General features: G+C 38.1%; 12 protein-coding genes. 4 read left to right on the plus strand and 8 right to left on the minus strand.

The window, feature by feature from the left end; all coding sequences use genetic code 11:
• The first annotated feature begins 407 nt into the window (after window positions 1-407).
• The 3 genes from KZP23_RS18245 to KZP23_RS18255 all read left to right on the plus strand — a co-directional run bounded on the left by KZP23_RS18245 (window position 408) and on the right by KZP23_RS18255 (window position 4,778).
• Window positions 408-1,643: a Bcr/CflA family multidrug efflux MFS transporter gene (locus KZP23_RS18245; RefSeq protein WP_226333216.1), complete on the plus strand. Its 1,236-nt coding sequence runs from the start codon at window positions 408-410 to the stop codon at window positions 1,641-1,643.
• Between the two features lie 245 nt (window positions 1,644-1,888).
• Complete coding sequence (locus KZP23_RS18250) at window positions 1,889-3,508, plus strand: ABC-F family ATP-binding cassette domain-containing protein (protein WP_226333217.1); 1,620 nt, start codon at window positions 1,889-1,891, stop codon at window positions 3,506-3,508.
• Between the two features lie 85 nt (window positions 3,509-3,593).
• Window positions 3,594-4,778 (plus strand): class I SAM-dependent rRNA methyltransferase, encoded by a 1,185-nt coding sequence (locus KZP23_RS18255; RefSeq protein ID WP_226333218.1) that lies wholly within the window; start codon window positions 3,594-3,596, stop codon window positions 4,776-4,778.
• A gap of 192 nt (window positions 4,779-4,970) precedes the next feature.
• Here KZP23_RS18255 and KZP23_RS18260 read toward each other — a convergent pair whose 3' ends face one another.
• Complete coding sequence (locus KZP23_RS18260; protein ID WP_226333219.1) at window positions 4,971-5,828, minus strand: formate/nitrite transporter family protein; 858 nt, start codon at window positions 5,826-5,828, stop codon at window positions 4,971-4,973.
• Between the two features lie 357 nt (window positions 5,829-6,185).
• Between KZP23_RS18260 and lhgO the strand changes: the two genes are divergently transcribed.
• Window positions 6,186-7,388: an L-2-hydroxyglutarate oxidase gene (lhgO, locus tag KZP23_RS18265; protein ID WP_226333220.1), complete on the plus strand. Its 1,203-nt coding sequence runs from the start codon at window positions 6,186-6,188 to the stop codon at window positions 7,386-7,388.
• A gap of 108 nt (window positions 7,389-7,496) precedes the next feature.
• Here the strand turns inward: lhgO and KZP23_RS18270 are convergent, their stop codons facing one another.
• The 7 genes from KZP23_RS18270 to KZP23_RS18300 form a co-directional block, all read right to left on the minus strand.
• The gene (locus tag KZP23_RS18270; protein WP_226333221.1) at window positions 7,497-9,005 is read right to left on the minus strand and encodes an FMN-binding glutamate synthase family protein; all 1,509 of its coding nucleotides are present in this window, start codon (window positions 9,003-9,005) and stop codon (window positions 7,497-7,499) included.
• A 105-nt stretch (window positions 9,006-9,110) separates the two neighbouring features.
• On the minus strand, window positions 9,111-10,079 hold the full coding sequence (locus KZP23_RS18275) for a YheT family hydrolase (protein ID WP_226333222.1): 969 nt from the start codon (window positions 10,077-10,079) through the stop codon (window positions 9,111-9,113).
• Window positions 10,080-10,161: 82 nt separating this feature from the next.
• The gene (locus KZP23_RS18280; RefSeq protein ID WP_226333223.1) at window positions 10,162-10,530 is read right to left on the minus strand and encodes a hypothetical protein; all 369 of its coding nucleotides are present in this window, start codon (window positions 10,528-10,530) and stop codon (window positions 10,162-10,164) included.
• Window positions 10,531-10,532: 2 nt separating this feature from the next.
• Window positions 10,533-11,741 (minus strand): BaiN/RdsA family NAD(P)/FAD-dependent oxidoreductase, encoded by a 1,209-nt coding sequence (locus KZP23_RS18285; protein ID WP_226333224.1) that lies wholly within the window; start codon window positions 11,739-11,741, stop codon window positions 10,533-10,535.
• 104 nt (window positions 11,742-11,845) lie between these two features.
• The gene (locus tag KZP23_RS18290) at window positions 11,846-13,387 is read right to left on the minus strand and encodes a helicase HerA-like domain-containing protein (RefSeq protein ID WP_226333225.1); all 1,542 of its coding nucleotides are present in this window, start codon (window positions 13,385-13,387) and stop codon (window positions 11,846-11,848) included.
• 90 nt (window positions 13,388-13,477) lie between these two features.
• On the minus strand, window positions 13,478-13,885 hold the full coding sequence (locus tag KZP23_RS18295; RefSeq protein ID WP_226333226.1) for a DUF4332 domain-containing protein: 408 nt from the start codon (window positions 13,883-13,885) through the stop codon (window positions 13,478-13,480).
• Window positions 13,886-13,913: 28 nt separating this feature from the next.
• Complete coding sequence (locus KZP23_RS18300) at window positions 13,914-14,366, minus strand: DUF937 domain-containing protein (protein ID WP_226333227.1); 453 nt, start codon at window positions 14,364-14,366, stop codon at window positions 13,914-13,916.
• Window positions 14,367-14,482: the final 116 nt, after the last annotated feature.

Here is a 14,482-nt window from a genome sequence, read left to right on the forward strand (position 1 = left end):
TTAAATCCTTTGCTTAAGTGGTCGGGAGTTTGAAGACTGAAGACCGAAGGAGTTGATATTTTAATTAAAACGAACATTTCGATTCGCTTTTAACTTTTACTGGTGCAATTGCGGAGATACATAATTTAATTTTACTGGAAATTATTTTAAAAAAATTAACTGATTTTCTTCCGACCATCAATTATTCTATATCCTTCGGGCTTTTACCAATTTTCATCTGCTATAACCAAAAGACCACCTATCAGAAATTTCAGTAAACTATTAATTACTTAATAGAATCATATCTTTACAGCCCTTTTATTGACTATAAACCAATGAAACAATTAGAAAATTATGAACCAAGCATAAGTAATTCCTGTTAAGAATCATTGGGTTTATTTTGGCTGAATCAATAAAGAGGTTTTGAGATGAGTAAGAAACAGTATTTTGTAGTTATTTTGATTTTGGGTGCTTTAAGTACGATTAGTCCTTTTTCCATTGATATGTACTTGCCTGGATTTCCTGCAATTGCGGAAAATTTAGGAACCAGTATTGCCAATGTTCAACTATCTCTAACAAGTTATCTGATAGGTATTGCAATTGGACAGTTGTTTTACGGACCTCTATTGGATAGATTTGGACGGAAAAAACCCCTATACATTGGATTGATAATATATGTATTGGCTTCTGTTGCTTGTGCATTTACAACAAGCGTAGAAAACCTGATATTGATGCGCTTCTTTCAGGCCATTGGTGGATGTGCTGGAATGGTAGCTGCCCAAGCTTTGGTCAGAGATATATTTCCTGTCAATAAAATAGCCCAGGCAATGGCTTTGCTGATGTTGGTTATAGCGGTTTCCCCTATGATTGCCCCTACATTGGGAGGGTATGTTACTGCCCATTTTTCATGGCATGTGGTCTTCTTAATTTTAGCTGCAATTACTACAATCATCATTATAGCCTCTTATTTCTTTCTACCGGATGGATCAAAGCCAGATACTGATGTATCATTAAGGCCAAAGCAAGTAGTAAAAAAGTATATCGAGGTCAGCAAAAACCGTCAATTCTTAGTCTATATGCTGATTGGAGGTGTAGCTGGAGCTGCTCCATTTGCATATATATCCGGTTCTGCAGATGTTTTTATGAACATCTACCATGTTACCGAGCAGCAATATGGATGGATCTTTGCATTATTAGCCACTGCAATGATTGGCTCCACTCAATTGAACCATATCCTACTGAAAAGATTCAGTAGTGAGCAAGTCATCAAGGTAGCCTTGACCTATCAGACCATCATCGGATTTATAATGATCATTGGAGTTTGGAATGACTGGCTAAATGTCTTTTCCTTAATTGGCCTGATGTTTATATTCCTTACAGGTCACGGATTGAGCAACCCAAATGCTGCTGCGCTTACTTTGGCTCCCTTTACCAGAAATGCTGGAAGTGCTGCTGCCTTAATGGGAAGCGCTAGGATGGCCATGGGTGGCTTGGTTTCAGCGGCTGTAAGCATATTTCACAATGGAACAGCCAATCCCATGGTAATTATGATGAGCTTCTGTGCTGTGGGTGGTTTACTGACATTGATATTGGACAGCAGCTTTAAGAAAAATGCCCAAAAAAGAAAAGAAACAGAAGAAAAACAGCACTCCATGGCCCTATAAATTATACTGATTACCAGCCGTATTTTGTTGATTAATCCCGATAGCTTATTGATAACTATCGGGATTTTTTTATTTTCTCTTTCTTGAAAACTTAATATTCCATCTCTTAGAGCTTCCTTCTGGTATCAGGTTTATTTATTGTCAAAAAGAAAGGCCCTTGGACTTTCTTTTCGCTGACATTTTGGTTCCATGACCCAATAAAATTTGTATCTTTGGCACTTGTAAAAATAGAAGCGAAATAATTCATGATTTCAGTTGATAATCTTTCCTTAAAGTTCGGTAAACGAACCCTTTTTGATGAAGTAAGTCTAAAATTCACCCCAGGAAACTGTTACGGTGTTATTGGAGCCAATGGTGCCGGTAAGTCTACTTTTCTGAAGATTCTATCTGGAGAACAAGATAGCACCACTGGTAGTGTTAATATAACTCCTGGCCAAAGAATGGCTGTATTGAAGCAGAACCACTTTGAATTTGATGAAGTAGAGGTGCTCAAAACAGTGATCATGGGGCATAAAAAGCTTTACGCCATAATGGAAGAGAAAGATGCTATCTATATGAAGCCTGATTTCTCTGAAGAGGATGGACTGAGAGCTTCAGAATTAGAAGCTGAATTTGCTGAAATGGATGGATGGAATGCTGAATCAGATGCTGCTGCCATGTTATCTGGATTGGGGATCACAGAAGATCTTCATTACGCCTTGATGAAGGATTTGGCAGGTAACCAAAAAGTAAGGGTACTTTTGGCCCAAGCCCTTTTTGGCAATCCTGATATCCTTATTCTTGATGAACCTACCAACGATCTAGATGCTGAAACCATCAACTGGTTAGAAGAATTTCTGGTCAACTTTAAGAATTTGGTTATCGTAGTATCCCACGACCGTCACTTCTTGGATGCGGTTTCTACTCATATCGTGGATATTGACTTCTCTAAAATCAAGATTTACTCAGGTAACTATACCTTCTGGTATGAATCTAGCCAGTTGGCTGCCAAGCAAAAATCTGATCAAAATAAGAAAGTAGAAGAAAAACGTAAGGAACTTCAGCAGTTCATCGAGCGGTTCTCTGCCAATGTGGCTAAATCAAAGCAAGCCACTGCCAGGAAGAAAATGTTGGAAAAACTGAATGTAGATGAAATCCAGCCATCCACCAGAAAATATCCTGGAATTATCTTTAAGCCTGAAAGGGAAGCGGGTGACCAAATCTTCATGACAGAGGAATTATCCCTTCAAGATGATGGTACCACCTACTTTAAGGATGTGAATCTAATGGTAGACAAAGGAGATAAAATCGCTTTCATATCTCGCACCAAACAAGCCGTAAATAAATTCTTCCAGACCATTATGGAAGAAATCCCCGTTCAGAAAGGCGAATTCAAATGGGGTGTGACTATTAATAAGGCTTATCTTCCAAATGATAATTCAAGCTACTTCAAAACGGATTCCAACTTGATTGATTGGCTGAGACAGTACTCTTCTAACCAAGAAGAAGCCTATGTAAGGACTTTCTTGGGAAGGATGTTGTTTACAGGTGAAGAGACCCTAAAATCTGCTTCTGTGCTTTCTGGAGGTGAAAAAGTAAGGTGTATGGTTTCTAAAATGATGCTCCAAAATCCTAACCTTTTGGTAATGGATGAACCTACCAATCACCTAGACCTTGAGTCAATCACCGCATTTAACAATGCTATTATTGAATTCAACGGTACGGTTTTATTATCTTCTTATGACCACGCATTTGTTTCGTCAACTGCCAATAGAATTGTGGAATTCACGCCTAATGGTACCATTGACAGGCGTATGCCATATGATGATTATTTGGCCAATCCAGAAATCAAGGAATTGAGGGAAAAAATGTACCAAAAAGGCTAATGTCCTTATAAGATAAAGATCACAAATCCCTTTTTGTATTGACCATATGGTTTAAACAGGAAGGGATTTTTTAGCTTCAGATCAAATGAACAACTATCCTAGTATCATATTAAAAAAAGGCAAGGAGATATCTTTAAAAAGAAAACACCATTGGGTATTTTCCGGTGCAATTGCTAAAACAGCCGATAATCTTGAAAATGGCCAGCTTGTAAGTGTTTATAGTAACAAACAAGAGTTTCTTGGTATAGGTCACTATCAGATTGGCTCTATCACCGTTAGGATCATTTCCTTTGAAGACAGGATAATTGATGCTGCCTTCTGGGTAGAAAAGATAAAATCGGCCTATGAAATGCGAGCAAAAATAGGTCTAACAAAAAGCCAACACACCAATGTTTACAGGTTAGTCCATGGAGAGGGTGACTTACTGCCAGGTCTGATCATTGACTTTTATAATGGAACAGCAGTAATACAGGCCCATAGCGTAGGGATGTACCAACATAGAATGGATATAGCCGAAGCATTAAAGCTGGTTTATGGAGAAGGGCTTGATGCTGTTTATGACAAAAGCGCCGAAACCCTAGCCAAAAATCAGGTCAAAGCTGAAAACCAGTTTTTATTTGGCAGCCCCAAAACCAATCTAGTAAAGGAATATAATTCAAACTATGAGATAGACTGGGAAAAAGGCCAAAAGACAGGCTTTTTCATCGACCAAAGGGAAAACCGTAATTTGTTGGGCAGCTATAGCAAAGGAAAAAAGGTGCTTAATACCTTTTGCTATTCAGGAGGTTTTTCCATAGCAGCACTCCAAGCAGGCGCAAAAGAGGTGCATTCTGTGGATATCTCTGCCAAAGCCATAGAATTGACCGAAAAGAATTTAAAACTCAATCCAGATTTGAGCGGAAAGCATGAATCCAAAGTGGCTGATGTGGTCAAATATATTCGGGAAATCCAGCAGGATTATGATGTCATCGTACTGGACCCTCCGGCTTTTGCAAAAAACATGAAAGCCAGACATAATGCCGTTCAGGCTTATAAGCGCCTCAACGCAGAGGCATTGAAACACATTAAGCCAGGTGGGATTCTTTTCACTTTCAGTTGCTCACAGGTAGTTGATAAGGCATTATTCGCCCATACCCTTACGGCAGCTGCCATTGAGGTGGGAAGAAATGTGAAGATCCTGCAATACCTCTCCCAACCCGCAGATCACCCAATCAATATTTTCCATACGGAAACTGAATACCTAAAAGGATTGGTATTATACGTGGAATAAAAGCTAAAGCCCCTTTAAATAACTAATGGGGCTTTTACTATATATATATCCGTAATTGTATCAGTTTAGATTGATAGAAGTTCTAAACGATTGTTTAAACTAAAATAATAGCCACTTCAGTCTTCAAGTTTCCGTCTTCAATCCTCTTCATCAAAGGACTTCCGGTCACTGGCATCATAGTGGGCAATAAGCTTATTTAATATCGATATTGGAAACAAAAGCCCGGTATTTTAATAAAGCCACAAATACTGCTCCGCCTATAGCATTTCCAAGCAAAGCGAAAAATTGAAAATTAAGGTAATTCAACAAATTGATTTTATCCGAACTCACCAATCCCGAAAACACCTCCACATTACCTATGATACTGTGGTGTAAACCTGTAAAGGACATCATTGCAGTAATAATAAAAATAATTACTATTCGGCTGAGTGTATCTCTGGATGAAGTTATTAACCAAGATAGCAAGCCCATTAGCCAACCTGCCAAAACAGCACTGGCAAGTATAACAAGTGGGGAAAACTCAGTTACATGCAAAGCAATCTTTTCTACCGTAGATAAATTAAATATGCCTAATCTTGGACCTATCCACATTAATAAAAATGAAATAAGATAACCTCCAATCATATTCCCCGATATCACAAGGCCCCATATTTTCAAAAGGCTAGTAATGCTTCTCTTTTTATTAAGCACAGGCAAGGTCAGTAAGGAGGTCTGCTCTGTAAATAATATGGACTGTCCCAAGATCACCATGATAAAGCCTACAGGATAAACTAGGGAAATAAGTTTATAACTGTTTTCTTCACTGATAACACCTGAAAAAAACTGGAAAACTGTACAAATAAGCAAATAACTAAAGCCAATCTCCAAACCTGCTGTGATAGAGCTTAACAATAAACTAATAGGCTTTCGGTCATAGGTTGCCTGTCCTTCTGTGATCTGCTGTTTTAGGATTTCTCCATGCGATTTGGAAGCATCCTTTGATACAGAGGAAGATTTCTTTAACTCAGAGTCAATGCTTCTTTGTTTCTTTTCTTCTTCTTTGTCGGCCATATTTCATCAATTGAAAAGACCAAAGTTACAAAATCTGTACCTTTAATTCGTCTCATGCTACATCTCAAAATAAATCTATTGTATAAGTCAACATTCCATATGGAGAAAATAAGCGTAAAAAACCAATCAAACTCAACTATGCTATTAAATCCGATAATTCTAGATATAGTCCTAAAAATCAATTTTATAACTTGAAATCCAAAGCATTATGTTTATCAACAATAGTATAGAAAAACCACTGAATATTGTATTTGCTTATGTACCCTTTACGAATATCACATTGTAATGTATATTTGTAAGGTTATTGTAAGTACCTTACTAATCGTAAAACTACTTACACCTGACTCTCCAAAATTTATGACATACGATATTATAATTATAGGTGGCGGTATTGTTGGACTAGCCACAGGCTTGAAGATAAAACAACAAAATCCAGCTTTAAAGGTGGCTATCCTTGAAAAAGAAGATGAACTGGCCAAACACCAAACTGGCAATAATTCCGGAGTTATCCACTCTGGACTTTATTATAAACCAGGATCTTTAAAAGCTACCAACTGCATCAATGGTTACCATGAGTTGATCAATTTCTGTGAAGAAGAAAACATCCCCTTTGAACTTACTGGAAAAGTTGTTGTAGCTACCAAAGATGAACAAATTCCATTATTACAAAACCTACTCCAGAGAGGCCTGCAAAATGGCTTGGAAGGTACCCGTCAAATCTCACTGGATGAATTAAAGCATTATGAACCCTATTGTGCGGGAGTTGCTGCTTTACATGTTCCCCAGACGGGAATTGTGGATTATAAAAAAGTAGCCTTAGCCTATGGAGAAAAATTCAAAGCTATTGGAGGAGAGATTTTACTAAATCATAAAGCACTGAAAATAAATAATAAAGATAATTTATCTGAAATCATTACTTCAAATAGTAATTTCACTTCAAAACTAATCATTAATTGCGCTGGTCTATATTCTGATAAAGTGGCTGATATGAATGGTGAAATGGATCTAGATGTCAAAATCATTCCATTCAGAGGAGAATATTATAAGATAAAAAAGGAAAGAGAATACTTGGTTAAAAACCTGATCTATCCAGTTCCTGATCCTAACTTCCCTTTTCTGGGAGTTCACTTTACCAGGATGATGAAAGGCGGCGTGGAAGCTGGACCGAATGCCGTGATGGCATTCAAAAGAGAAGGCTATAAAAGAACAGATTTTAACTTTAGTGAGTTCAGGGAATCTATCACTTGGCCCGGTCTTCAAAAAGTAGCCAAGAAATATTGGAAAACTGGTATTGGAGAGTATTATAGATCTTTCTCCAAAGCAGCTTTTACTTCTGCCTTACAAGAACTGATTCCAGATATCAAAGAAGATGACTTAGTGGATGGTGGCGCAGGTGTAAGGGCCCAAGCATGCGACAGAACTGGCGGACTGCTGGATGATTTTGCAATCACTGAAAATGCCCATGCCATCAATGTACTAAATGCTCCGAGTCCCGCTGCCACTAGTTCCCTGAGCATTGGTGGAACAGTCTCTAACCTTGCTCTAAAAAGATTTGAATAAAAAAGGAGGCTTTAAAGCCTCCTTTTTTATTCATCCTACTTTACCATATTACTAAAAAGAACTAGACCAGACAAGCCTACAAACCCATTTTCAACTTAACAACTAGGATCAATCCACTCTATTCAACACCGAATCAGGAAAGTATTTATTGCTCAGTGCTACCATTTCATCCCCCTTCACAAACATGCTTATATCTATCTCATCGGTGTGTTTCACTCCACAGGCTCCCAAAAGCTCTAAGACAGCATGCATGGTATTTCTATGAAAATTATAAGCTCTTTCTGCCTTATCTTCCACTACCAAACCTTTAACCAGCATATTATTTTGTGTTGCTACTCCAGTCGGGCAATCATTGGTATTACATCTTAGGGCCTGAATACAGCCTACGCTGAACATAAAAGCTCTCGCAGAATTACACATATCTGCTCCCAAGGCCCGCATTCTCAATATCGAAAAAGCCGTCAACACTTTCCCACTGGCAATGACTTTTACTTCTTTTCTTAACCCATACTTTTCCAAGGTTCTCGTCACAAAAATCAAAGCTGGCTCAAGGGGAATGCCAACCGAATCGGAAAATTCTAAGGGTGCGGCCCCGGTACCTCCTTCAGCACCATCCACCGTAATAAAATCAGGTGCAACCCCCGATTTCTTCATCACTGCACACAAATCAATAAACTCCTCTGTCCTACCAATACATAGCTTAAATCCAATGGGTTTACCACCACTCAATTCTCTTAACTCCTTAATAAAATCAACCAAGCCCTCAGGATTCGAAAATTTCTTGTGACTAGGAGGAGAAACTACGGTTGTATGTGCCTTCACACCTCTTATTTTGGCAATTTCAGGCGTGTTTTTTTCTCCCGGCAAAACACCACCATGTCCTGGCTTAGCACCCTGTGATATTTTGATTTCAATCATTTTGATCTGCTCATGGGCAGCCGTTTCCTTGAATTTTTCTGGATCAAATTCTCCATATTCATTTCTACAACCAAAATATCCAGTCCCGATTTGCCAAACCAAATCACCGCCTTCCTTTAAATGATAAGGAGAAATACCACCTTCACCAGAGTTATGGTAAAATTTACCTTTTTTAGCCCCTCTGTTAAGTGCCATCACCGCATTTTTGCTCAGAGAGCCAAAGCTCATGGCTGAAATATTCAAAATAGAAGCGCTGTAAGGCTGTTTACAATCCTTTCCGCCAACAATTACCCTAGGAATCTCTGTCACTGGGGGCGTGGCATAAATGGAGTGACGTATCGCCTCATAATTTTCCCCAGAAATATCCAACTGTGTCCCAAAAGGATGTGTATCATTGACATTTTTTGCCCTACGGTAAACCAGTGCCCTATGATTTCTACTGAAAGGTTTACCATCTGTAGTTCTCTCAATAAAATATTGCTGGATCTCTGGAGAGATCATCTCAAACAAATACCTGAAATACCCCAGTATTGGGAAATTGCGAAGAATAGTATGCTTCTTCTGAAACCTATTATATATCCCTATGAGCGCCATCGGAATCAGAATAAGAAACGCCCAGATCCATTGTTGATAATAGTAGGTTAAAATGGAAAAAATGATGACAAGAACAATTGTTATATTATAAAATAAATACCTCATATTCTACTAATATTGTTTATACATTAAATATACCTCTTAAGCTGAAAGGAAAAAACTACCAGCTAGATTTTGGTATTTCATTTTTATTGTACTTAAAATCATATATCATTTTTCATCTTCCATCAAAAATGCATACATCCTTTGTTCCACCCAACTGAATTCCTGGTTTTTCAGGGCAAATCCTGTATGACCGCCTCTTTTGGGCATTTCAAGATATAGATTGGGCTTTTGCTGGGCCAAGTTCACCGGATAACACCTCTTCTGCAATAGAGGATCATTCAAGGCATTAACAATCAATATTGGAATTTCAATCCGGTGGAGACAGTTATCAGGACTCACTGATTCATAAAAATCTTTGCCATCCTTAAAGCCATGCATTCTAGCAGTAAAATAATCATCAAAGGCCTTGAATTCTTTAACTTTTTCCAGCAATTCCAAATCAATCAAACCTGGAAACTGTTTGGCTTTTTCTGCCATCTTTACCTTAAGTTTGGAAAGGAATTTTTCCTTATAGAAAAAATTGCTTGGAAAATGAAGGGTCGCTGCACTATCCGACAGGTTACATGGCGTACTATAAACTGCAGCCTTCTTAATTTGAACAGGAAGTGATGTAGCTTCCTCTCCCAAATACTTAAGGGTTTGGGCTCCCCCCATACTGATACCTGTAAGGTATATTTCAATATAATCATATTTTTTAATGACATGATCTACCACGGACTTGAGATCATAAGTAGATCCATGATGATAAAGAATTGGCTGTAAGTTCATTTCACCACTGCATGAACGATTATTCCAAGCCAAAACATCCAAGCCTTTTTGATTAAACAGTTTCACCAAAGCCTGTACATAATGTCTGGAAGAGTTGCCTTCCAGACCATGAGAAATAATCAATAATTGACGACTTCCCTTCCTACTCCAATCCAGGTCCAAAAAATCACCGTCTGGAGTATCTATTCTTTCCCTATAATAGACTACCCCATCTATATTACGAAAAACACTAGGAAGAATGGTTTCAAAATGACCGTTTAAATAAAGTACAGGAGGTCCGGGGTAACTGGAACTAATTATTGGCATGTTATATTCTGAACATTGTTAACAAGGTCAAAATATAACATGCATTAAGCCCTTAAAAAAGTCTCAATGGTTTTAATCCATATTAATTTATGGTGGAGTTAATATCTGCCAATAAATCATCGACAGCTTCCTCAAAGAGGTGATAATGGTTATCCAAATCAGCATTCAAACCTTTTGCTTTGATCAGGTTTCTACCATTTTCCAATACATAACTAAGTTTACGTAATTCGAAAATTGTAATCGTAGGTTTAACCTTATGACGAGCTTGATGCAAAATCTCAGGGTCTTTATTATTTAAACCTAGAAGATACTTTTCCTTTAACTCCTTCACTGAATTAGAAATAGCATGCAATAATTCCTTTTCGAATGCTATATCGCCCTCAGACATTTCATGGACCTTATCAAAATTGATATTACTACTTTCTACCATAAGTAAATTTATATTTCTCATAGCTAAGTTGTTGAAGATTTTCCTGCTATATATCCTGTCGTCCACGCAGCCTGAAAGTTAAACCCTCCCGTTATTCCATCAATGTCTAATACCTCTCCGGCAAAATATACACCTTTTAAGATACGACTTTCCATGGTTTTTGGATTGACTTCTTTTAAACTGACTCCTCCTGCGGTAACAAACTCTTCTTTAAAAGTTATTTTACCATTTACATGCAATATATAGCAAAAAATATGTTGTTCCAAACTATTTATTTGCTTTTTACTTACATTCATCCATACTAAATCACTATTCATACCAGATTTTTCTATCAAATGCTCCCAAAGCCTTTTTGGCAACTCAAAAAGCGGATATCCGCCTACTTTTCTTTTAGGATGATTGGACTTATACTTGAGTAGTGTATTTCTAATTTCCTCTTCTTTTAATTCCGACACCCACCTGATATGAGCATTGGCATTATAATTATGATCATGTAACCATTGTGCCCCAAAGGCCGAAAGCTTCAATACTGCCGGTCCGCTCACTCCCCAATGGGTAATCAATAAAGGCCCTTCATAGGAAAGTTTTGTTCCCTCTAATCTTACATGGGCATTGGGAACGGTTATTCCCGGTAAGTTTTTCAAACTTTCTCCAGGCGTGTTAAAAGTAAACAGTGAAGGAATAGGAGCTGCTATATCATGCCCCAGATCTTGGTACATGGTATAGCCTTCCTGCTTTGGGCTTCCTCCCGAGGTAATGATCACTCTATCTACTTTCTCAGCCTTTTGTCCAACAAAAAGTAAAAAACCATCATCTTTAGGCTCAATTTTTTTTACCGCTGACTTTAGTTCAATCCTCACTCCTTTTTTATCCGCTTCACTTCTAAGCACATCGACAATCGTTTGGGAATCATTACTGACCGGAAACATCCTTCCGTCTTCTTCGGTTTTCAGCTTCACTCCCTTTGATTCAAACCACTCAACAGTATCTCTTACTTGAAACTCCCGGAATGCCTTCTTCAAGAAATTAACCCCACGCGGATAGTTTTTCAATAAATGGGAAGTTTGAAAAGCAGCATGTGTTACATTACATCGGCCCCCCCCCGAAACTTTTACCTTCGATAGAGTTTTGGATGTCTTTTCATAAATGATCACTTCTGCCCCATTTTCTGCTGCGTGTATCGCTGCAAAAAAACCTGCTGCACCGCCACCTATAATACCTATTTTAATCATATCTATTGAAACAATTTATAAGGGCAAAAATGAAAAAAATTGATGAATAGACTCCACTAAGCAAACACTATTGTTTGCTGATCTATCAAATTACCGATAGTATATCATCGTCTTTTACCAGACAATGTCCCCAAAATGCTCCTTGCTAATTCCCTAAAAATGGTCCTGCCAATCTGCCTCACCATGGTGTTTTTACTGATCTCTTCAAAAATATTTTCTTCTTTCTGGTGCCTGCTTCGGGAATTACCTTTCTCTGATGCTGCTTCTCGCTCCATGTTCTGAACGGCCAAATCTGCCTTTAAAATCTTCTTTTCCAGCATTTCCATGGCACTTTCCCTATCGATTTCCTCATTGTATTTACTAGCGATTTTGGATGCTTGCACGATTTCCTGAATTTCTTCATGGGTCAATACATCCATTCTGGAAATAGGTGCCCGCATCAAAGTCCTCACCAATGGAGTAGGCATCCCCTTTTCACTTAATGCCGTTACTAAAGCTTCACCTATCCCCATCATGGTCAAAACTTCCTTGGTATCATAAAACTCAGAAATGGGGTAATTTTCAGCTGTTTTACTGATCGACTTTCTATCCTTGGCAGTAAAAGCCCGTAAGGAATGCTGTATTTTTAGACCCAGTTGCCCCAAAACACTTTCTGGAATATCGGTGGGACTTTGTGTACAAAAATAAACACCCACTCCCTTCGATCGGATCAATTTTACAATCGCTTCAATTTTATCAATCAAGTCTTTTGAAGCATTGTCAAAGACCAAATGGGCTTCATCTATGAAAAGGCATAGTTTTGGCTTATCCTGATCTCCTTGTTCGGGAAAACTTTCATAGATTTCAGATAATAAACTGAGCATAAAAGTCGAAAACAGTTTTGGCCTGTTTTGAATATCGGTCAAACGGATAATGGAGATGATCCCCTTTCCATTTTCTGTCCTCACAAAATCTTCTACATCAAATGAGGTCTCCCCAAAGAATTCACCTGCACCTTGCTGTTCCAATTCGATGATTTTTCGCAAAATGGTATTTACTGAGCTCGTCGATACAGCTCCATACTCTTGCTTGATTTCTTCCTTACCTTCATTGATGATGTATTGTAGTACTTTTCTTAGATCTTCAAGATCAAGCAGGGGTAAATGCTGCAGGTCACAATACCTAAATACCAATGCCATAATGCCTTGCTGGGTACTGTTAAGCTCTAAAATCTGAGACATCAGTACCGGTCCAAATTCCGTAACCGTGGCCTTCATTCTGGTACCTTTCTCCTGACTTATGGTCAAAAACTCACAGGGCAAACCTTCAGGCTTGAAATCAACACCAATTGCTTCGCTTCTCCAGCTAATATGTTCATTTAAAGTTCCTGCCTGGGCAAGCCCCGAAATATCACCCTTTAAATCCATCAGTACACTTGGGATTCCCTTCAGAGATAGTTGCTCTGCCATTACCTGCAGGGTTTTAGTTTTGCCAGTGCCTGTGGCTCCAGCTATCAGTCCATGTCTATTAAGGGTTTTTAAAGGGATTTTAACTGTTGCCTCAGTAATGGGAACATCAGCTAAAATACCAGTTCCCAAGACAAAAAAATCTTTCTTGGTTTTATATCCGTTTTGAATTTCTTCTATAAATTTTGGGTTTGGGCTCATAGACTTTTCGGAATGATGATACATATTGAAAAAATGAAAAATACCTCAATCAATTAGCATAATTGAGGTATTGGAAATGCCTAATTCTATCTAATAGGTAACCAAGGGGTCCAATGCTTTGGCTTCCTCAATGAACTTTTCCACTTGACTAAGTGCAGGAACCGCCCTGGTCAATTTTTTTTCTTCATTGGTGCTGGTTAAGGCCTTATGAAGATTTTCAGCATTTCTATTTCTCAATTCCTTCACTGTATCCACTCCTGTTGCCTTTAACAACTCGGCAAACTGACTGGCCACTCCATTTATCCTGAATAAATCTGCCATATTCACGAAATCAAGAACTTTGTGCTCATCAATCCCTGATACTTCGGCAATTTCCTTTCTGCCTTTTTTGGAAGCTCCCTTTTCAAGTAAGGCTTCCACTGTTTTTATACCGGCCTTGTTGAGTTTTTCTTCATTGACTGGACCTATTCCTTCAATGCTTGTAATTGGTTTAGACATAATTGTAATTGGTTATTGGTATTAAAGTTTATTTAAATAAATTTCCTAATCCACCTAAAATATCCCCTCCTGCTTTTCCTTTGATCATATTGCCCAAACTGCCTCCAAAAAGTTTTATCAAGTCGGATTTACCGGCATTACCTCCTGTTCGGTCTGCAATTTTGTCCAAGATCATTGGTAGGACGAAGGAGCTAATTTGCTTGGCTATGCCTTCAGAAACACCTAACTTGGAAATAAAATCAGCCGCCAAATTTGATGCTATATGGTTGAAGCTACTATTGCCACTGGCGCTGCTACCTTTATTGACCAATTCCAACAAACTATCAAAATTACCATCACTTACCTCTTTTGTTACACTTTTTGAAAGTGAATCCTTTGTGGTGTCCAATGCGGTGCTTGCCTGATCCTGACTAAGACCGAACTTGTCTGTTAGATTAGACAATAATTCTGGCCCTAGGCCTTTTATAATGGAGTCTATCATATTAATGGGCTTTAGTTAATTTATCATCTTTAATCATTACTTAGCAAGATTTACATCATAATATAATGAATACTAAACAATATTATGATTAACTATGAATTAAAAAATACAATTAA

The sequence above is a fragment of the Echinicola marina genome, assembly GCF_020463795.1.
Taxonomy (GTDB): domain Bacteria; phylum Bacteroidota; class Bacteroidia; order Cytophagales; family Cyclobacteriaceae; genus Echinicola; species Echinicola marina.

Bases quoted from the DNA above. Each gene is read 5' to 3' on its own strand.
- KZP23_RS18245 (WP_226333216.1), top strand. From the start codon at position 408: ATGAGTAAGAAACAGTATTTTGTAGTTATTTTGATTTTGGGTGCTTTA.
- KZP23_RS18250 (WP_226333217.1), top strand. From the start codon at position 1,889: ATGATTTCAGTTGATAATCTTTCCTTAAAGTTCGGTAAACGAACCCTT.
- KZP23_RS18255 (WP_226333218.1), top strand. From the start codon at position 3,594: ATGAACAACTATCCTAGTATCATATTAAAAAAAGGCAAGGAGATATCT.
- KZP23_RS18260 (WP_226333219.1), bottom strand. From the start codon at position 5,828: ATGGCCGACAAAGAAGAAGAAAAGAAACAAAGAAGCATTGACTCTGAG.
- lhgO (WP_226333220.1), top strand. From the start codon at position 6,186: ATGACATACGATATTATAATTATAGGTGGCGGTATTGTTGGACTAGCC.
- KZP23_RS18270 (WP_226333221.1), bottom strand. From the start codon at position 9,005: ATGAGGTATTTATTTTATAATATAACAATTGTTCTTGTCATCATTTTT.
- KZP23_RS18275 (WP_226333222.1), bottom strand. From the start codon at position 10,079: ATGCCAATAATTAGTTCCAGTTACCCCGGACCTCCTGTACTTTATTTA.
- KZP23_RS18280 (WP_226333223.1), bottom strand. From the start codon at position 10,530: ATGAGAAATATAAATTTACTTATGGTAGAAAGTAGTAATATCAATTTT.
- KZP23_RS18285 (WP_226333224.1), bottom strand. From the start codon at position 11,741: ATGATTAAAATAGGTATTATAGGTGGCGGTGCAGCAGGTTTTTTTGCA.
- KZP23_RS18290 (WP_226333225.1), bottom strand. From the start codon at position 13,387: ATGAGCCCAAACCCAAAATTTATAGAAGAAATTCAAAACGGATATAAA.
- KZP23_RS18295 (WP_226333226.1), bottom strand. From the start codon at position 13,885: ATGTCTAAACCAATTACAAGCATTGAAGGAATAGGTCCAGTCAATGAA.
- KZP23_RS18300 (WP_226333227.1), bottom strand. From the start codon at position 14,366: ATGATAGACTCCATTATAAAAGGCCTAGGGCCAGAATTATTGTCTAAT.